The 17877-nt window shown below is 72.9% G+C and carries 20 protein-coding genes; 11 read left to right on the forward strand and 9 right to left on the reverse strand.

Going from position 1 to position 17877, the window contains the following annotated elements; translation table 11 throughout:
• Positions 1–2: 2 nt before the first annotated feature.
• From mftD to mftG, 4 genes are read left to right on the forward strand one after another with little or no spacing between them, the layout of a single operon-like run.
• A complete protein-coding gene (gene mftD / locus FK530_RS05340) occupies positions 3–1220 on the forward strand; it encodes a pre-mycofactocin synthase MftD (RefSeq protein ID WP_146485928.1) in 1218 nt (405 codons plus the stop codon).
• Position 1221: 1 nt separating this feature from the next.
• A complete protein-coding gene (mftE, locus tag FK530_RS05345) occupies positions 1222–1938 on the forward strand; it encodes a mycofactocin biosynthesis peptidyl-dipeptidase MftE (protein ID WP_146485929.1) in 717 nt (238 codons plus the stop codon).
• Entirely contained in the window at positions 1935–3347 is a 1413-nt protein-coding gene (gene mftF, locus FK530_RS05350) for a mycofactocin biosynthesis glycosyltransferase MftF (protein WP_146485930.1), read from the forward strand. Before mftE ends, mftF begins: the two co-directional genes overlap by 4 nt.
• A 1-nt stretch (position 3348) precedes the next feature.
• Positions 3349–4620 carry a mycofactocin system GMC family oxidoreductase MftG gene (mftG, locus tag FK530_RS05355; protein WP_146485931.1) on the forward strand — a complete coding sequence of 424 codons (1272 nt, stop codon included), beginning with the start codon at positions 3349–3351 and terminating at the stop codon, positions 4618–4620.
• A gap of 14 nt (positions 4621–4634) precedes the next feature.
• On the opposite strand, the gene FK530_RS05360 is transcribed toward mftG, so the two are convergent.
• Genes FK530_RS05360 through FK530_RS05370 form a run of 3 tightly spaced genes read right to left on the reverse strand, consistent with a single transcriptional unit; the run spans position 4635 to position 7175 of the window.
• Positions 4635–6269 carry a dihydroxyacetone kinase family protein gene (locus tag FK530_RS05360; RefSeq protein WP_146485932.1) on the reverse strand — a complete coding sequence of 545 codons (1635 nt, stop codon included), beginning with the start codon at positions 6267–6269 and terminating at the stop codon, positions 4635–4637.
• Between the two features lie 10 nt (positions 6270–6279).
• A complete protein-coding gene (locus FK530_RS05365; protein ID WP_146485933.1) occupies positions 6280–6711 on the reverse strand; it encodes a SixA phosphatase family protein in 432 nt (143 codons plus the stop codon).
• Between the two features lie 11 nt (positions 6712–6722).
• On the reverse strand, positions 6723–7175 hold the full coding sequence (locus FK530_RS05370; RefSeq protein WP_158645029.1) for a SixA phosphatase family protein: 453 nt from the start codon (positions 7173–7175) through the stop codon (positions 6723–6725).
• 40 nt (positions 7176–7215) lie between these two features.
• On the opposite strand from FK530_RS05370, the gene FK530_RS05375 reads away from it, so the two are divergent.
• The 3 genes from FK530_RS05375 to FK530_RS05385 are packed head-to-tail and all read left to right on the forward strand — an operon-like array spanning position 7216 to position 8323.
• Positions 7216–7428, forward strand: a complete 213-nt coding sequence (locus FK530_RS05375; protein ID WP_146485935.1) for a hypothetical protein — start codon at positions 7216–7218, stop codon at positions 7426–7428.
• Positions 7429–7430: 2 nt separating this feature from the next.
• Positions 7431–7787, forward strand: a complete 357-nt coding sequence (locus FK530_RS05380; protein ID WP_146485936.1) for an RNA-binding S4 domain-containing protein — start codon at positions 7431–7433, stop codon at positions 7785–7787.
• Positions 7784–8323 (forward strand): GNAT family N-acetyltransferase, encoded by a 540-nt coding sequence (locus tag FK530_RS05385; RefSeq protein ID WP_146485937.1) that lies wholly within the window; start codon positions 7784–7786, stop codon positions 8321–8323. The genes FK530_RS05380 and FK530_RS05385 overlap by 4 nt, the downstream gene beginning before the upstream one ends.
• Here FK530_RS05385 and FK530_RS05390 read toward each other — a convergent pair.
• Genes FK530_RS05390 through FK530_RS05405 form a run of 4 tightly spaced genes read right to left on the reverse strand, consistent with a single transcriptional unit; the run spans position 8218 to position 11494 of the window.
• Positions 8218–9843 carry an adenylate/guanylate cyclase domain-containing protein gene (locus tag FK530_RS05390; protein ID WP_146485938.1) on the reverse strand — a complete coding sequence of 542 codons (1626 nt, stop codon included), beginning with the start codon at positions 9841–9843 and terminating at the stop codon, positions 8218–8220. The genes FK530_RS05385 and FK530_RS05390 overlap by 106 nt on opposite strands.
• Before the next feature lie 17 nt (positions 9844–9860).
• Positions 9861–10637: an enoyl-CoA hydratase gene (locus FK530_RS05395; RefSeq protein ID WP_146485939.1), complete on the reverse strand. Its 777-nt coding sequence runs from the start codon at positions 10635–10637 to the stop codon at positions 9861–9863.
• A 15-nt stretch (positions 10638–10652) separates the two neighbouring features.
• Positions 10653–11138 carry an SRPBCC family protein gene (locus FK530_RS05400; RefSeq protein ID WP_146485940.1) on the reverse strand — a complete coding sequence of 162 codons (486 nt, stop codon included), beginning with the start codon at positions 11136–11138 and terminating at the stop codon, positions 10653–10655.
• Positions 11135–11494 carry an ArsR/SmtB family transcription factor gene (locus FK530_RS05405; RefSeq protein WP_146485941.1) on the reverse strand — a complete coding sequence of 120 codons (360 nt, stop codon included), beginning with the start codon at positions 11492–11494 and terminating at the stop codon, positions 11135–11137. The genes FK530_RS05400 and FK530_RS05405 overlap by 4 nt, the downstream gene beginning before the upstream one ends.
• A gap of 223 nt (positions 11495–11717) precedes the next feature.
• Here FK530_RS05405 and FK530_RS05410 point away from each other — a divergent pair, with 223 nt between their 5' ends.
• The 4 genes from FK530_RS05410 to FK530_RS05425 are packed head-to-tail and all read left to right on the forward strand — an operon-like array spanning position 11718 to position 15424.
• Positions 11718–13154: an ABC transporter substrate-binding protein/permease gene (locus FK530_RS05410; protein ID WP_231706505.1), complete on the forward strand. Its 1437-nt coding sequence runs from the start codon at positions 11718–11720 to the stop codon at positions 13152–13154.
• Positions 13151–13906 (forward strand): amino acid ABC transporter ATP-binding protein, encoded by a 756-nt coding sequence (locus FK530_RS05415; RefSeq protein ID WP_146485942.1) that lies wholly within the window; start codon positions 13151–13153, stop codon positions 13904–13906. The genes FK530_RS05410 and FK530_RS05415 overlap by 4 nt, the downstream gene beginning before the upstream one ends.
• 50 nt (positions 13907–13956) lie before the next feature.
• Complete coding sequence (locus FK530_RS05420; RefSeq protein WP_146485944.1) at positions 13957–14589, forward strand: MSMEG_1061 family FMN-dependent PPOX-type flavoprotein; 633 nt, start codon at positions 13957–13959, stop codon at positions 14587–14589.
• A 4-nt stretch (positions 14590–14593) separates the two neighbouring features.
• On the forward strand, positions 14594–15424 hold the full coding sequence (locus FK530_RS05425) for a PhzF family phenazine biosynthesis protein (RefSeq protein WP_146485946.1): 831 nt from the start codon (positions 14594–14596) through the stop codon (positions 15422–15424).
• 10 nt (positions 15425–15434) lie between these two features.
• Here FK530_RS05425 and nagA read toward each other — a convergent pair whose 3' ends face one another.
• Positions 15435–16583: an N-acetylglucosamine-6-phosphate deacetylase gene (gene nagA / locus FK530_RS05430; RefSeq protein ID WP_146486306.1), complete on the reverse strand. Its 1149-nt coding sequence runs from the start codon at positions 16581–16583 to the stop codon at positions 15435–15437.
• Positions 16584–16588: 5 nt separating this feature from the next.
• Complete coding sequence (locus FK530_RS05435; RefSeq protein WP_146485947.1) at positions 16589–17824, reverse strand: PTS transporter subunit EIIC; 1236 nt, start codon at positions 17822–17824, stop codon at positions 16589–16591.
• Between the last annotated feature and the right edge of the window lie 53 nt (positions 17825–17877).

A 17877-nucleotide genomic window follows, 5' to 3' on the forward strand; every position in this document is an offset into this window, starting at 1 on the left:
CCATGTCCCGACTCTCCGCGCTCGCCGAGCACAATCCGTGGCGCCGCAACCCCTGGTTCGAGACCGTCCACGAGGCGCAGAACCGCGCCCGCAAGCGCCTGCCGCGCACGGTCTACTCGTCCCTCGTGGCGGGTACCCAGGGCGGCATCACCGTCGCCGATAACACCAAGGCCTTCGAGGAACTGGGCTTCGCCCCGCACGTCGTGGGGGCCAAGGCCGAGCGCAACCTCGCCACCAAGGTGATGGGGCAGGAGCTGTCCTTCCCGGTGATGATCTCCCCGACGGGCGTCCAGGCCGTCGACCCCGACGGCGAGGTCGCCGTCGCCCGTGCCGCCGCCGCCCGCGGCACGGCGATGGGCCTGTCCAGCTTCGCCAGTAAGCCGGTGGAGGAGGTGACGGAGGTCAACGGACAGATCTTCTTCCAGATCTACTGGCTCGGCAGCCGCGACGACATCCTCGCCCGCGCGCAGCGTGCCAAGGAGGCGGGGTGCCAGGGCCTCATCGTCACCACCGACTGGGTGTTCAATATCGGCCGGGACTGGGGAAGCCCCGAGATCCCCGAGAAGGTGGACCTCAAGGCCCTCGCGCGGCTCGCCCCCGAGATCGCGACGAAGCCCCGCTACGCCCTCGACTGGATCCGCGACGGACGGATCATCGTGCCCGACCTCACCGCACCCAACCTGGTCGACCGCGGCGAGACCGGCCCCACCTTCTTCGGCGCGTACTACCAGTGGATGAACACCCCGCCGCCCACCTGGGAGGACCTGGAGTGGCTGCGCGAACAGTGGGGCGGCGAATTCATGGTCAAGGGCATCACCCGGCTTGACGACGCGAAGCGCGCCGTCGAGATCGGCGCCACCGCCATCTCCGTGTCCAACCACGGCGGCAACAACCTCGACGGCACGCCCGCCTCGATCCGCGCGCTCGGCCCCATCGCCGCCGCCGTGGGCGCCGACCTCGACGTCCTGCTCGACGGCGGCATCCGCCGCGGCAGCGACGTGGTCAAGGCCCTCGCCCTCGGCGCGAAGGCCGTCATGATCGGCCGCGCCTACCTCTGGGGTCTCGCCGCCAATGGGCAGGCGGGCGTCGAGAACGTCCTCGACCTGCTGCGCATGGGCGTCGACTCGACCCTCATGGGCCTGGGCCGCGGCGACGTCGCCGAGCTCAGCCGGGACGACTTGATCATCCCCGAGGGCTTCGACCGCGTCCTCGGCGCGTGAGATGACCGAGCTCGCCGCGCTGACCTGGCCGGAGGTGCCTCCGGCCGGGCCGGTGCTGGTCGTGCCCGTCGGCTCTGTCGAACAGCACGGCCCGCACCTTCCCCTGGACACCGACACCCGCGTCGCCGCCGTGATCGCACGCCGAGCCGTCGAGCGGTGCGCCACCGCGCCCGGCGCCGACGGTGCCGTCGTCCTCGCCCCGGCGCTGCCCTACGGCGCCTCCGGCGAGCACGAGGCCTTCCCGGGGACGATCTCGATCGGCACGGCCGCGCTGGAACGGGTGCTGGTGGAGGTGGGGCGCAGCGCATCCCGGTGGGCGGCGCGGATCGCGCTCGTCAACGGGCACGGCGGCAACCTCGACGCCCTGCGCGCCGCGGTGGCACTGCTCCGCTCCGAGGGCCGCGACGCCGCGTGGTTCCCGTGCGTCTTCCCGGGCGGCGACGCCCATGCGGGGGAGACCGAGACGTCCGTGCTGCTCGCCGAGGACCCGGAGGCGGTGCGCGAGGACCGGCTCGCGCCGGGGGAGACGGCACCGATCGGCGCGCTCCTCGACCGGCTTCGCGCCGAGGGCGTGGCCGCGGTCGCGCCGACCGGCGTCCTCGGCGATCCGACCACGGCCACCGCGGAGCGCGGCGCGGCGCTGCTCGACGGTGCCGTCGACCGCCTCGTGGGCGCGCTCGGCCGGTGGGCCGTCGACGACGACGGGCGGCTGCGATGACCGCGCCCGAATCCGCCGTCCTGCCGAGGGGATTCACCGTCCGGCTCGACCCGGCGTGCCTGCGGCCCGGCCCGCGACACCTGCTCGGCGGCTCCCCGATGCGACTGCTCACCCTGTCGCCGGCCGCCGTGGATCTCATCGACCGCGCCGGCACCGTCACCGTCGACGACGCCGCGACCGCGCGGCTCGCCCGGCGGCTGCTGGATTCCGGCGTCGCGGCGCCGGTCCCCGCGGCGCAGAACGGAACCGGCGACATCACCGTCGTGGTACCCGTCCGCGACGACCAGGCCGGGGTCGACCGCCTGCTGCGGGCGGTGCGCGGCCTGCCGGTCGTGGTCGTCGACGACGGCTCCGCGGTCCCGATCCGCGTGCCCGACGACCCCGCGGTGCGGCTGCTGCGCCTGCCGGAGAACCGCGGACCGGCCCACGCCCGCAACCGCGGAGCCGCGCTCGCGGACACCGGCCTCGTCGCCTTCCTCGATGCGGACACCGTGCCCCGGCCTGGCTGGGCCGACGTGCTCCGCGCGCGGTTCGCCGACCCGACGGTGGCGGTCGCCGCGCCCCGCATCGTCGGCCTCGAGGACGCGCCGTGGACGCGGCCCGTCGCGCGGTACGCGGGCCTGCATTCGAGCCTCGACCTGGGCCCGCGGCCCGGCGCCGCGCGACCGGGGAACCCCGTGGCCTACGTGCCGTCGGCGGCGATGCTGGTGCGGCGTGGCGCCTTCGAGGCCATCGGCGGCTTCGATCCCGATCTGCGGGTCGCCGAGGACGTCGACCTGTGCTGGCGTCTCGCCGACGCCGGATGGACGGTGCGCTACGAGCCCGCCGCCCGCGTGGGGCACGACCACCGGACCACCGCGCGGGCGCTGTTGAACCGCCGCCGCTTCTACGGCACCGGTGCGAGCGAACTGGCCCATCGGCACGGCCCGCACGCCGCGCCCGTGGTCACCTCGATCCCCTCGGCGCTCGCCGCCGCGGGCGTCCTCTCCGGGACGCGCGTCGGGGCCGCCGGCGCGGTGGCGACCTACGCTTGGATGTTCGCGCGGCTGCGCGGCCGCCTGGGCCAGGTGCCCGGCGCCGACGCGGTCGCGGCCCGGATCGTCGCCCGCGCAGCCTGGTTCGGCGTGCACCAGGGCCTCGCGGCGCTGCTGCGGCACTACTGGCCGGCGACCGCGGCGGCGGCGCTGCTCTCGCGCCGCGTCCGGTGCCGGGTGGTGATCGCGGCCGCGGTGGAACCCGTCGTGACGTGGGTGGCGGCGGTGCACCGGGAACCGTTGGCACCGCACCCGGACCCGGTGACGTGGGCCGTGCTGCACCGCCTCGACGACCTCGCATACGGCCTCGGCGTCTGGCAGGGAGCCCTGGCGCGTCGCGACCTCGGGGCCCTGCGGCCCAGGGTCACCGGCTGACATGGCGGGCGGCGCGCGGCGCACCGCGGACGCGGTCGTGGTCGGCGCGGGCAGCGCCGGCCTCGCGGTCGCGCACGCCCTGAGCCACGACTGGGACGTCGTGCTCCTGGAGGGCGGCCCCCTCGCCGCTCCCTCCGCCGCGACGCGGCGCCTCACCACCCTGCCCCTCGGCGGCGACCGCGCCCGCCGGTACGCCGAGGCCCGCGGCCGAGTGGTTGTGCGGGGCAGGGGACTGGGTGGCTCGGCCGCCGTCAACGGGGGCTACTTCCTCCGCGGGCACAGCGACGACTACGCCGACTGGCCGTGGCCGCAGGAGCGGATCGCCGCGACGTTCGACCGCCTGGACGGCGGAGCCGCCGGCGGCGGCACCATGCGCGTCTCGGCGTACCGGGACGCCGAACTGGGATCGGTGGCGGCCGGGTTCGAGTCCCATTGGCGTACACGCGGGATCGACTCGGCGCGCACCGCGCCGTGGGCGGGTACGGGACTCCATCGCGTCCGTGCCAACCGGCAGGCCGGCGCGCGCTGGACCGTGGCCGACGTCTTCCCGCCCCGCGCCGACGGCACCGGCCTCCTCCGCGCCACCGCGACCGCACTGATCGAAGCCCGGGGCGCGATCGTGGGCGTGCACACGACGGTGGGACGGATCGACGCCCCCGAGATCATCCTCGCGGCGGGCACGCTGGGATCGGGCGCGCTGCTCGCGCCGTGGACGGGACCACTGACCACGCTGGAGCACCCGGAACGCGTCGTCCGCTTCGCGCCGCGCACCCCGTTGCCGCCGGTCCCGCTCCTGCAGGCCGTGCTGCACACCGACGACGGGCTCGAATTCCGCTGCTATTCGGACGACTTCGCGTTCTACATCCCGGGTGTGGAGCGACGCGGGGTGCCGATCGGGGTCGCCGACATGAGCCGCCCGGCGCGGGGCGTCCTCACGGCGAACGGAGCCCTCGACCTCGGCGAGCCCGACGAGGAGTCCAGAGCACGGCTGGCGCGCGGCGTCGACGACGTCGTGGCCATGCTGCGTTCTCCCGCGTTCGCCGATCTCGTGGAACCCGGGTCGATCGCGGTCGACCCCGTGATCGGCATGTCCTCGCACACGTGGGGCACGCTCCCCCTCGGGGAGCGCACCGATGCCGGCGGGCGGGTCGACGGGCTCGACGGCGTGCGGGTCGTCGACGGCTCGGTGCTCCCGGCGCTCCTGCGGAGCGGCCCGCACGCGAGCATCCTCGCCGCGGCGTCGCTGATCGCCGACACGATCCGCGCCGAATGATCCGGAGCGGGGAGCTACCGGCCGGCCGCCGCGGCCTCGAACAGCCACGACATCACGAGCGCACCGGGATCCGGCACGCCCTTCACCGCGTCGCCCAGGTAGCTGGCCCGGCCGCGCGAGGCCGCGCTGTCAGCGGTCGCCGCGACACCCTGCGCGGCCGCCGCGGCGGCGTCCGCGAGCGAGCCGCCGCCGTCGAGCACGTCGGCGGCGGGGGAGAGCGCGTCGACGACGGTCTTGTCGCCGACCCGCGCGCCGCCCAGCTCGACCACCGCGTCGAGCCCGGCGCGCACGCCGGCGGCGAAGCCGGCACCGTCGGCCTGCAGGGCCCGTCCGAGTTCGGTGAAGAAGGTCCCGAAGACGGCGCCGGAGGTGCCGCCCGCGCGGACCAGGTACGACGTCGCCAGGGCCTCGAGGACCGCGCCGTCGGTGCCGCGCAGGGGCAGCGGGAAGTGGCCGAGCGCGGCGGCCATGTTGGTGCCGAAGTCGCCGTCGCCGGCCCTGCGGTCGAGCTCGGTGAGTTCGTCGACGGACCGCTGCACGCGCCCCACGAAGTCGGAGAGCCAGACGTTCGGCTCGCCGGTGTCCGCGGCATCGTCGGGGAGGGCCTGCGCGAGCGGGTCGAGGTTCGACGGTGCCGTGGCCGCGTGCGGCCAGGCCGGCGCGGAGGTCGGGGCGTCCCACAGTGCGATCAGCTCGTCGTCCAGGGGGACGACGGTGATCGACGCGCCGGCCATGTCGAGGGCCGTCACGAACCGGCCGACGAGGGAGCGCGTGACCTCGATGCCGCGCTCGGCCAGCTGCTTGACGGTCTCGGCGAAGAGCACCCCGGTCTCGAGGTCGGTGACGGCGCCGAGGTTGTTGACCACCACCAGGGCGCGGTCGCCGGAGCCGAGGCCGGTGCCGGGCAGGATCCGCGCGAGGAGGTCGGTGACGATCTCCTCGGCGGCGGTGACGGGCCGCTCGTCGCGGGCGCGCTCGCCGTGGATGCCGACGCCGAAGGCCATCTGCCCCGCGGGCAGATCGAACGACGGGCCATCGGCGCCGGGAACGTTGCACGCGGAGACGGAGACGGCCATGGAACGGGCGCGGGCCGCGGTGCGGCGCCCCACCGCGGCGACCTCCGCGAGCGGGTGCCCGCGGTCGGCGGCCGCGCCGCAGATCTTCTCCACGACGATCGTGGCGGCGGTCCCGCGCCGGCCCGGGCCGGAGGTGTCCTCGGTGGCGACGTCGTCGTCGACTAGGACGACCTCGGTGGCGACGGCGGGCGCGTCCCCGTCCGGCGCGGCGACGAGGCGGCGCGCCACGGCGAAGTTCATCACGTCGCCGGTGTAGTTCTTCACCACGTGGACGACGCCGGCGCCGGTGTCCACGGAGCGGGTCGCGGCCGCGACCTGCACGGCGTTCGGGGAGGTGAAGATCAGGCCGGGGCACGCCGCGTCGAGCAGGCCGGCGCCGATGAGCCCGACGTGCATGGGCTCGTGGCCGGAGCCGCCGCCGGAGATCACGGCGACGCCGGAGCCGCGGGGGGTGCGGCGGGCGACGAAGCCCGCGTCGTGCCAGGCGGCGTCGGGGTGGGCCGCGAGCACGCCCCGCAGCCCGTCGGTGAAGAGGGATCCGGCGGAGTTCTCGAACCGTGCGCGATGGGTCACGGCACCCACGTTAGCGAGGGATGTGCAACTCCGCGTGCCCTTCCCGGACCACGGTGAACGCCGAGGTGGGGAACTTGGCGAAGGTGAAGGTCGGGTCGAGGATCTGGGCCGCCTCGGCGAGCCCCGGGTCGTGCCCGACGACGAGCACCGTCGCCGCGTCGCCGCGTTCCCGCTCCACCAGCTCGAGGATCTCCTCGCCGCTGGCGCCGTACAGCGCGGGCAGGTGTCGGACCGGGGCGTCGACGGCCGCCTGCTCCAGCGTCGCGCGGGCGCGCGTCGCCGTCGAGCACAGCACCAGGTCCACGTCGTGCCCGAACCGGCGGATCGCCTTACCCGCGAGGCCGGCCTGCCGGACGCCGCGCGGCGCGAGCGGCCGATCGTGATCCTTCACCTTGTCGGGGTACGCGGACTTTCCGTGCCGCAGCAGGATCAGGGTGTCCATGAAAGGACACCCTACGGGGTAAACCAGGACAGCATCCGCCCCGAACCGGGCGCCGCCGGGCCGTCGTCGAGGTCCAGCAGCACGACGGTGCCCGGCGCGAAGCCGGGCAGCTCGGCGCCCGGGTCGAGCTGCGCCGCCGCCTCCGGCAGCCCGGGGAAGTGCGCCACCACCAGCAGCACGCCGACGTCGCCGGGGACGCCGTTGATCTCGTCCAGCACCCGTCGGCCCGGGCACTCGTAGAGCTCCTCGGTCGCGGTCATGGGGCAGTGCAGCTCCATCGCGTGGAAGGTCTCGACGGTGCGGCGGGCGGCGGAGACCAGCGCGTGCGCGGGCGTCAGGCCCTGCGCGGCGAGCCAGGCCGCGGACCGTCGGGCCTGGTCGCGGCCGTTCACGCTGATGGATCGGGCCTCGTCGGGGATCGACATGCCCGCCTCGCCGTGTCGCATGAGCGCCAGCACCGTCATGCCCCGATCTTGCCCTGCCGGGAATGCGTACATTGGTGACATGGCAGGAAAAGAGCTCGATCCCGCGCGCAAGAAGGCCGCGCTGGACGTTGTGAAGCAGCACCCGGGAATGGTCGCCGCCATGGCCGCGCCCGCGGTGGTGATCGTCGCGGTCGGCTGGGTCTTCGGCGGAGCGGGCCTCGGCCTGCTGCTGCTGGTGGCCTTCGGCGTGCTCGGCGCCGTCGGGCTGTCGCGGCTGCTGCGCGCACGCTAGCGGTGCGCGTCGACGCCTGGCTGTGGGCCGTGCGGCTGACCAAGACCCGGTCGGCCGCCGCCACCGCGTGCCGCGGCGGGCACGTCCGGGTCAACGGTGCCACCGCCAAGCCCGCACAGCACATCGTGGTGGGCGACGAGGTGCGGCTGCGGCTGGGCGGCCGGGAGCGGATCGTCGAGGTCGCCACCCTGATCCCCAAGCGCGTCGGCGCGCCCGTCGCCGCCACGTGCTACATCGACAACAGCCCGCCGCCCCCGCCGCGGGAGATCGTGCTGTCCATGCCGCAGCGCGACCGCGGCGCGGGCCGGCCCACCAAGCGCGAGCGGCGCGAGACCGACCGACTCCTGGGGCGCGAATGACGATCTCGACCGAACCCGCGGTACGGCGTGCCGGCTCCGGGGACGCCGCCGCCGTCGCCGCGCTCGCGGCCCGCACCTTCCCTTTGGCCTGCCCGCCGACCCTGGCCCCCGAGCACATCGCCGACTTCGTCGCGGCGCACCTGTCCGAGGCCGAGTTCGACAGGCACCTCGCCGATCCCGCGCACCACGTCCTCGTCGTCGACGGTGCGGACGGCCCCGTCGGCTACGCCCTGGTGCTGCACGGCGTGCACGACGAAGGGCCCGCCGCGTTGCGCGGCGCACCGTCGGCCTACCTGTCCAAGCTCTACGTCGACCCGGATCACCACGGCGGCGGGGTGGCCCGCGCCCTCCTCGACGCGGTGCGCGCCGGCGCCGCGGGGCTGCCGGTGTGGCTGGGCGTCAACGCCGACAACGCCCGCGCCAAGCGCTTCTACGCCAAGTCGGGCTTCGTGACGGCGGGGGTGCGCGAGTTCACCGTCGGCGGTACGACCTTCGTCGACGACGTGCTCGTCCTGGACGCCACCGCGGGCGCGTAGAGGCGCGTCAGCTCGTCACGTCCGCGCAGCTCCAGCTCGTCGGTGAACCGCCAGTGCTGCGATTCCGCCTCCCGGGCGCCCATGATCGCGGGCTCGGAGGCGACCGGGAGCGAGGTGTCGCGCTTGGCGACCTCGGACAGCCGCGCGGACTCGTTGACGGGATCGCCGATCACCGTGAACTCGTAGCGCTCGATGGCGCCGACGTTCCCCGCGACCACCACGCCGTAGGAGACGCCGATCCCGGCGCGCAGGTCCGGGACGGCGGCGGGCAGCCGGTCCGCGATCAGCCGGGACGCGCGCAGCGCCCCGCCGGCCGGGTCCGGGTGGGGGAGCGGCGCGCCGAAGACGGCGAGCACCGCGTCGCCCTCGAACTTGTTGACCAGGCCGTCGTTCTCCTCGACGGCGGTCACGATCACCTCGAAGAACCGGTTGAGCAGCTCGACGACCTCGGTGGCCGGCCGCTGCCGCGCCAGCGCCGTGGAGCCCACGACGTCGACGAACAGGACGCCCACGACCTGCTCGGAGCCGCCCAGCTGCACGCCGAGGCCCAGCGCCGACTCGGCGACGTCGCGGCCCACGTGCCGGCCGAACAGGTCCCGCAGCCGCTCCCGCTCGGCGAGCCCGGCGGTCATCTCGTTGAAGCCGGCCTGCAGCTCGCCCATGTCCGAGCCGTCGAAGATCCGCACGGCCACGTCGGTCTCGCCGTCGCGGACCCGGCGGATCGCGGCGCCCAGGACGCGCAGCGGAGCGGCCAGGGCGTCGATGTTGAGCAGCGAGATGAGGGGCCCGGTCAGGAGGGCGATCGCCGCCAGCGCGGCGACGGCGACGAAGATGTCGAGCTTGGTGGTGTCGTCGCGGAAGGTGCCGAAGAGCACGACCAGGAAGATGCCCAGGATCGGTACGCCGGAGCCGATCGCCCACGCCGTGGCGGCCCGCATCCGCAGCCGCCCCTTGCGCGGCGCGCGGTATCCGGCCTCGAGGGCCTGGGCCGCCGCGGGCCGCAGTGCGAACTCCGTGATCTGATAGGAGATCGCGCAGACGACCACCCCGGACAGGCCCGTGACCAGCGCGATCTTCGGGATGAGATCGGGGTCGATGGTGCCGTAGCCCACGGTCATCACGACGGTGCCGATGCCCCAGAGCAGCGCCTGCAGGGCGGTCAGGCGCCAGGGCCCCACGATGGCGGCCTTCGCCTGCCCGGCGGTCGGCTCCTCCCGCCGGATCGACCAGCGCAGCGAGCGGACCAGCCGGACGGTGCCGATCGTCGCGCCGAGGACGAAGGCGATCCCGATGTAGAGCGGGACCACCAGGTAGTTCATCCACCAGGCGTCCCACGGGATCGACGGTTCGGGGATGCCGACGGTGGCGAGCGCGATGGCCAGGCCCACGCCGATCAGGTTCGCGACGATCACGCCGATCGTGATCACCAGCTGGACCCGCACCCGGGTGAGCCGCGAGCTGTCGTCGGCGGACCCCAGCAGGATCGACCCGTAGTCGGCGCGCAGCCGAGGCAGCTTCATGCTGCCAAGTTACCGGGTCATCGCGTCCAGACGGGGTCCCGTTTGTCCAGGAAGGCCGACATCCCCTCCTGCGCGTCCGGGATCATCGCGTTGGTCGCCATCACCTCGGCCATCGCCGTGTAGGCGTCGGGTTCGGTGCGGTCGATCTGGTCGTAGAAGGCGCGTTTGCCGATCGCCAGCGTCGCGCCGCTCGATTCGGCGATGCGGTGCGCGAGGTCGGCGACCGTGGTCTCGAGCATGTCCGCGGGGACGGCGGCGTTGATCAGGCCCCACTCGACCGCGGTCTCGGCGTTGATCATCTCGCCGGTGAGCAGCATCTGCATCGCGCGTTTGCGGCCGACGGCACGCGTGAGCGGGATCATCGGCGTCGAGCAGAAGAGCCCGATCTTCACGCCCGGCGTCGAGAACCGTGCCTCGGACGCGGCGATCGCCAGGTCGCAGGTCGCGACGAGCTGGCAGCCCGCCGCCAGCGCCATGCCCTGCACCTGCGCGATCACCGGCTGACGGGTGCGATGCACCGCGGCCATGAGATCGGTGCAGGCGGCGAAGATCTCGCGCTCCTCGTCGAGGGTGCGGCCCACCATCTCGCGCAGGTCGTGCCCCGCTGAGAACGCCGGCCCCTCGGCGCGGATCACGACGACCCGCACCGCGGGGTCGACGTCGAAGCTCTCGAGCGCGGCGGTGGCCGCCCGCATGGTGGCGAGCGAGAGGGGATTGCGCCGACCGGCGGCGCCGAGGGTGAGCACCCCCAGGCCGTCGGCGACGTGCGTGCGAATCGGTGCGGCGTCCGTCATACCCGACGGTAACCACTACACCTCGCCGGACGCGAGGAGTTCGTCGAGCTTGGCGTAACCGTCGACGATGCCGGTCTCCATACCGCTGGCGAGCATCCCGTCGCGGCTCTCGAAGCTGTCCAGGAGCGAGACGGCACGCAGCAGAGTGCGGCCGTCGCCCAGGTCCTCGAAGGTCATGGTCTCCAGTGAGACACCGTCGGGCATGTCGTCGTACGTGAAGGTCTGCACGATGCGGTCCTCGCGGACGTCGTGGAAGCTGCCGTGGAAGGCGTAGCGCTCGTCGCCGCGCGTGCTGACGTACGCCCAGCTGCCGCCGGTGCGGGCGTCCCAGTGCACGATCTCGGTGTCGATGTCCGACGGTCCCACCCACCGGGTGTAGATCTCGGGATCGGTGTGGGCGCGGAACAACTGGGCCGGTGTCGCCCGGAATTCGCGCGTGATGGTGACGGTGGGGAGGGTGCTGGAGGCCTCGATGCCGGCCTCGGCGTTGACGATGGTCATGATGCTGCTCCTTCGGTGCGGGTGGTGTTCGGGTTCTCGTCTGCGTTCATGTCGGCCAGGACCGCGTCGAGGCGCTGGTAGCGCTGCTCGGCGCGGCGCCGGTACCGCTCGATCCACCCGTTCATGAGGTCGAAGACCTCGGCTTCCAGGTGGGCGGGCCGCGCCTGGGCGCGGCGGGTCCTGCTGATCAGGCCGGCGTTCTCGAGCACGGTCAGGTGCTTCGAGACGGCCTGGATGCTCACGTCGTAGCGCTCCGCGATCTCCGTCAGCGTGGCGTCGCCGTCGGCGAGGCGGGCGACGATGTCGCGGCGCGTGGGGTCCGCCAGCGCCGCGAACGCCTTGGACAGGTCGTCGATGTCGTCGTTCGTGGTCCACCTCCTTCGTGTTCAACCAATCTGTTGAATACGACGGTACGCTCTCGTGCGCCGTTGTTCAACCCCTTGGTTGAGAAAGATTCGAGCGGGACGGTCGGCCCGCGCCGGGGCCGCTGCGATGCTAAGAACGACGCATGGATGCGGCCACCCCTCACGATGACGCCCGCGCCGGTCTCGACGTCGATCGGACCGCGGAGGCGGCCCGGTGACGGCGGCGCGGCGCCTCCTTCTCGCACTGCTCGCGATCCTCCTCGTCGCGGCGCCGATGCCCGTACAGGCCGACCCGGTACCGCCGGCGGGGGGAGTGCTGCGCGTGGGCACCGAAGGCGTCTACCAGGTGTACAGCTACCACGACGACGCCGGGAAGCTCACCGGCTACGACGTCGAGATGATCACCGCGATCGCCGAGAAGGCCGGCATGCGTGTGGAATTCGTGGAGACGCCGTGGGACTCGATGTTCTCGGCGCTGGAGGCGAATCGTCTGGACCTGGTGGCGAACCAGGTGGCCGCGAACCCCGCTCGCGCGGCGAAGTACGACCTGTCCGACCCGTACAGCACGGCGAGCGGATCGATCCTGGTCCGCAAGGGCGACGATTCGGTGAAGTCCCTCGACGACATCCGTGGCAAGCTCGCCGCCCAGAGTTCCACGAGCAGTTGGTCCGGCGTCGCGGAGAAGGCGGGCGCGCGGATCGAGCCGGTCGCCGGGTTCACCGAGGCGGCCACGCTCCTCGCGCAGGGCCGGGTCGACGTGGTGGTCAACGACACGGGCGTGATCCGCAACTACCTCGCGGTCAACCACGCGGCACCGGTGAAGATCGCCGCCGAGACTCCCGACAAGTCCGAGTCGGTGTTCGCGGCCCGCAAGGGATCCGGGCTCATGCCGGCGATCAACCGAGGCCTCGCCGACATCCGGGCCGACGGCACCGCCGAGCGGATCGCGCAGAAGTACTTCGGCACCGGCAGTGCCGCGCCGAAGCAGTCCAGCACCTGGGACCTGGTGCGGCGCAGCCTGGTCCCGCTGCTCGAGGCGATGGTCACGAAGACCCTTCCGCTCACCGCGATCAGCTTCGCGATCGGACTGGTGATCGCGCTCGCCGTCGCGCTCGCCCGGATGTCCGCGCGGCGGCTGCCCCGGGCGCTGGCGACCGTCTACATCTCGGTCATCCGCGGCACGCCGCTGCTGGTGCAGCTGGTCATCATCTTCTACGGCCTGCCCGCCCTCGGCCTCGTCTTCGATCCCTTCTTCGCGGCGGTGATCGCCTTCTCGCTCAACGTGGGCGGCTACGCCGCGGAGATCATCCGCGCCGCGATCGGCGCGGTCCCGAGGGGGCAGTGGGAGGCCGCCACCACGATCGGCATGGACTACGGCACCTCGCTGCGCCGGATCATCCTGCCCCAGGCCGCCCGCACCGCCACCCCGCCGCTGGCGAACACGCTGCTCTCGCTCGTCAAGGACACCTCCCTGGCGTCCACCATCCTCGTGACCGAGGTGTTCCGGCAGGCGCAGATCGCGGCGGCGCCCACGTTCGACTTCCTCGTCATGTACGTGGTCGCCGCCTGCTACTACTGGGTGGTCTGCCAGATACTGAGCGTGCTGCAGTCCCACTTCGAGAACCGATTCGAAAGGTACGTGGCGCGATGAGCGACCTGATCTCGGTGCGCGGACTCACCAAGTCCTTCGGCGAGGTGGACGTCCTGCGTGGCATCGACTTCGCCGTTCCGGAAGGCACGGTCACGGTCATCATCGGGCCGTCCGGCTCGGGCAAGACGACGGTGCTCCGCGCGCTCAACGCACTCGAACTGCCCGACGGTGGCGTCGTCACCGTCGGGGAGGCGACCGTGGACTTCGGGGCCGGGGCGCCCGGCAAGGCGGAGCTCAAGCGCTATCGCGCGCAGAGCGCGATGGTCTTCCAGTCGCACAACCTCTTCCCGCACTTCACGGCGCTGCGGAACGTGACCGAGGGGCCGACCGTCGTGCAGAAGCGCCCACCGGCCGAGGTGGAGGCCGAGGCGCTCGATCTGCTCGCGCGCGTCGGACTGAAGGACCACGCCGACAAGTACCCGCACCAGCTCTCCGGCGGCCAGCAGCAGCGCGTGGGGATCGCGCGGGCGCTGGCGCTGCGGCCGCGCGTCGTGCTGTTCGACGAGCCGACCTCGGCGCTCGATCCCGAGTTGGTCGGTGACGTGCTGACCGTGATGCGCGACCTGGCCACCGAGGGGCGCACGATGGTGGTCGTGACCCACGAGATGGCCTTCGCCCGCGAGGTCGCCGACCAGGTGCTCTTCGTCGACCGGGGCACCGTGCTCGAGGCCGGTCGCCCCGCCGACGTGATCGGCGCACCGCAGCACGAGCGCACGCGCGAGTTCCTCGACCGCATCCTGCGCCCCCTGTAGGGCGGAAACCGGGTCGCGGCGCCACGGTGCAGGTCTCTACGCTCGATGACATGGAGCACGTGCGCAGACCGGTGACCACCGAGGCCGAACTGCGAGCGGTGGTGCCGGAGCCGATCCCGCGGATCCGCGACAAGGCCCTGCCCGAGCTGCACGAGGTGCATCGGCTCTTCCTCGCCGCGGCGCGGCTCTACTTCGTCGCGACGGCGGGGCCCGGCGGCCTCGACGTCTCCCCGAAGGGCGACCCCGCGGGCGCCGTCCTCGTCCTGGACGACCGCACCGTCGCGCTGCCCGACCGGCCCGGCAACCGTCGCGTCGACGGGCTGCGGAACCTGCTCGAGGACCCGCACATCGCGATCGAGTTCGTCATCCCGGGGCGCGGCGACACGTTGCGCGTCAACGGGACCGCGACGGTCCTGGCGGATGCGCCCTACGCGCCGCGGATGGCGGTGGGGGACCGGCTGCCGCAGCTCATCGTGGAGGTCGCGATCGAGGAGGTCTTCTTCCATTGCAGCAAGGCCTTCCTGCGTTCGGAGTCCTGGGATCCGTCGACATGGGTGAGCCCCGACGACGACCGCGGCGTGCCGAGGCGCGCCGTCATCGCCAAAACCCTGGAGCGCCCCGAGGACTCGCTGGAGGAACTGGATCGGTACTACGGCGCCGGTTACGGGCGTGAGTTGTACTAGGACCATGCATCGCTTCCGTCAGGTCGACGTCTTCTCCTCCGAGCCGCTGCGGGGCAACCCGGTGGCGGTGGTGCACGATGCCGACGACCTCTCCGACGACCGGATGGCGGCGTTCGCGCGCTGGACCAACCTCAGCGAGACCACCTTCCTCCTGCGCCCGACCGATCCCGCCGCGGACTACCGGTTGCGGATCTTCACCCCCGGAGGAGAACTGCCGTTCGCGGGGCATCCGACGCTCGGCAGCGCGTACGCCTGGCTCGAGGACGGCGGCGTCCCGGCGTCGGACGGTGTCGTGGTGCAGGAGTGCGCGGCCGGCCTGGTCCGGCTGCGCCGCGGTGACGAGCTCGCCTTCGCGGCGCCACCGCTGCGCCGCAGCGGCCCGGCGGACGCGGACACCGTGAGCCGGATCGCGGCCGGCCTGCGGATCCCGGCCACGGAGATCCTCGCCGCCGAATGGGTGGACAACGGCCCCGGCTGGGTTGCGGCGCGGTTGCGGGACGCGGACGCGGTGCTGGCGCTGACACCGGATTTCGCCGGGATGGGCGAGCTGAACATCGGCGCCGTCGGGCCGTATCCGCCCGGCGGCGAGGCCGACGTCGAGGTGCGGGCGTTCTGCCCGGACCTCGCGGTGCCGGAGGATCCGGTCACTGGATCGCTCAATGCGGGGCTCGCGCAGTGGCTCATCGGTGCCGGTGTCCTGCCTGCGCGCTACGTCGCCTCCCAGGGAACGGTGCTCGGCCGCCGCGGTCGTGTGCACGTCGAGTCCGCGGACGGCGAGATCTGGATCGGTGGCGCGACCGGCACCACCATCACCGGGAACGTCGCGCTCGGCTGAGCGCTGCGTCTCAGCGGGCCTCGGCGCCGCCCCGGATCACGCGGAGCAGCTCCAGGTCGGTGGAGAGTTCCAGCACGTCGGCGCGCAGCCCCGCGGAGAGTTCCCCGCGGTCCCGCAGGCCCAGGAGGCGGGCGGGCGTGGTGGCGCCGGCGCGCGCGGCGTCGGCGAGCGGCACGCCCGAGTGCCGGACGGCGCGCACCACCACGTCGAGCACCGACGAGGTGCCGCCCGCGATGGCGCCCGGCGTCCCGTCGGGCGTGGTCAGGCGGGCGACGCCATCCCCGACGGTGACGTCCAGCGGCCCCAGCGAGTAGTCGCCGTCGGGCATGCCGGCGGCCTGCATGGCGTCGGAGACCAGGGCGATGTGGTCGGGCCCGACGGTGGCGAAGACCATCGCGACGGTGCCCGCGGCGAGGTGCACGCCGTCGCCGATGATCTCGGCGACGGCGCGGCCCTCGCCCGCGACCGTGAGTGCTGCGCCCACGGCGCCCGGGTGCCGGTGGTGCATCGGGTGCATGCCGTTGAACAGGTGCGTGATGCTCACCGGACCCGTCGGCGCGGTGAGGCCCGCGACGACGGTGTCGTAGTCGCCCGCGGTGTGCCCCACGGAGACGACGGCGCCGGCGTCGGAGAGCTGCCGGGCCAGCTCGGCGAAGTGCGGGGTCTCCGCGGCGACGGTCATCGACCGGATCCGCCCGCCCGCGGCGTCGAGGAGCGTCGCCAGGAGCGCGGGGTCGCCGTCGACAATGTACCGCGGGTCCTGCGCGCCGCACACCTCCTGGGCGAGGAACGGGCCCTCGAGGTGCAGGCCGGCGACGGTGCCGTCGTCGACCAGCGGCGACAGGGTGGCTATCCGTTCCAGCAGCTTCTCCGCGGCCGCCGAGACCAGCGAGGCGAGCAGGGTCGTGGTGCCGCGGCCGAGGTGGTGCGCGGCGGCCGCGCGGGCCCCGTCGGCGTCGGAGTCGGGGAAGCCGTACCCGCCGCCTCCGTGGCAGTGCACGTCGATCATGCCGGGCAGGTACACGCGGTCCGACGGTGCCGGCAACGTCGTGGACGGGAACGCGGACGCCGGGCCGACCTCGGCGATGAGGCCGTCGGCGAGCACGACGACACCGTCGTCGATCGCCCCGGCGGGCGTGACGACGGTGCCGCGGAGCATGTCGGTCAAGCGGTGGCCTCCGCTTCCAGATCCTCGTCCTCGCGACCGGGGGTCTTGAGGTTGCGTCGTTTGATGATGAACGTGAACGAGAAGTAGTAGATCACGGCGTAGACGAGGCCCATCGGGATGAGCCACAGCGGATTCGTCGCCTTGCCGAAGTTGAGCACGTAGTCGATCGCGCCGGCCGAGAACGTGAAGCCGTGATGGATGTCCAGCCAGTTCGCTATCAGGAGCGAGCTGCCGGTGAGCAGTGCGTGGATCAGCAGCAGCGGCCAGGCGACGAAGATGAACGAGAACTCGAGCGGTTCCGTGATGCCGGTGAGAAAGCTCGTCAACGCGACCGACAGCATGATCCCGCCGACGACCGTGCGGTTCTCGGGCTTCGCGCAGCGGTAGATCGCGAGCGCCGCGGCGGGCAGGCCGAACATCATGATCGGGAAGAATCCCGTCATGAAGGTGCCGGCCGTGGGATCGCCCTGCAGGAAGCGCGCGATGTCGCCGTGCACGATGTCGCCGTTCGGCGCCGTGAAGTCGCCGAGGATGAACCAGACCACCGAATTGATGATGTGGTGCAGTCCCAGCGGCAGCAGCAGGCGGTTGACGGTGCCGAAGACGCCGCCGCCGACGACCGAGTGCTCGGCGACCCAGTTGCCCAGCCCGGTGAGCGCCCAGTTGAAGAGCGGGTAGGCGAAGGACATGAGCACGCCCACCACGATCGCGCCGGACGCGGTGAGGATCGGGACCAGGCGGCGGCCGGAGAAGAAGCCGATGTAGTCGGGCAGCTTCGTCTTGTAGTACCGCTGCCACAGCATCGCCGACATGATGCCGATGACGATGCCGCCGAGCACGCCGTAGTCGACGACCGCGGGATCGCCGGCCTTGTCGACCTTGCCGGCGAGCACCACGGGGGACATGGCCTTCTCGACGGCCTGGAAGGAGAGGTAGCCGACCAGGGCGGCGAGCGCCGTGGATCCGTCGGCCTTCTTGGCCCAGCCGATCGCGATGCCGACGGCGAACAGGATCGGGAGGTTGCCGATCAGGGCGTTGCCGGCGCCGCCGATCACCGCGGCGACGGTCTTCATCGACGACCACCGGCCGAGGAGATCGTCCTGGCCGAGCCGCAGCAGGAGGCCCGCCGCGGGCAGCACCGCGATGGGCAGCATCAGGCTGCGGCCGAGTTTCTGGAGACCGCTCAGATCGAGCCGTCGTGCTGATATACCGGATCCGGATGAGGAACTCATTTTTCGCTCCTGTCGAGGGACGAGTCCACTAGGGTGACGACAGGTTATAACCA

Origin of the sequence: Tsukamurella conjunctivitidis (assembly GCF_007858475.1) — a bacterium.
In the GTDB taxonomy this organism is placed as follows: domain Bacteria; phylum Actinomycetota; class Actinomycetes; order Mycobacteriales; family Mycobacteriaceae; genus Tsukamurella; species Tsukamurella conjunctivitidis.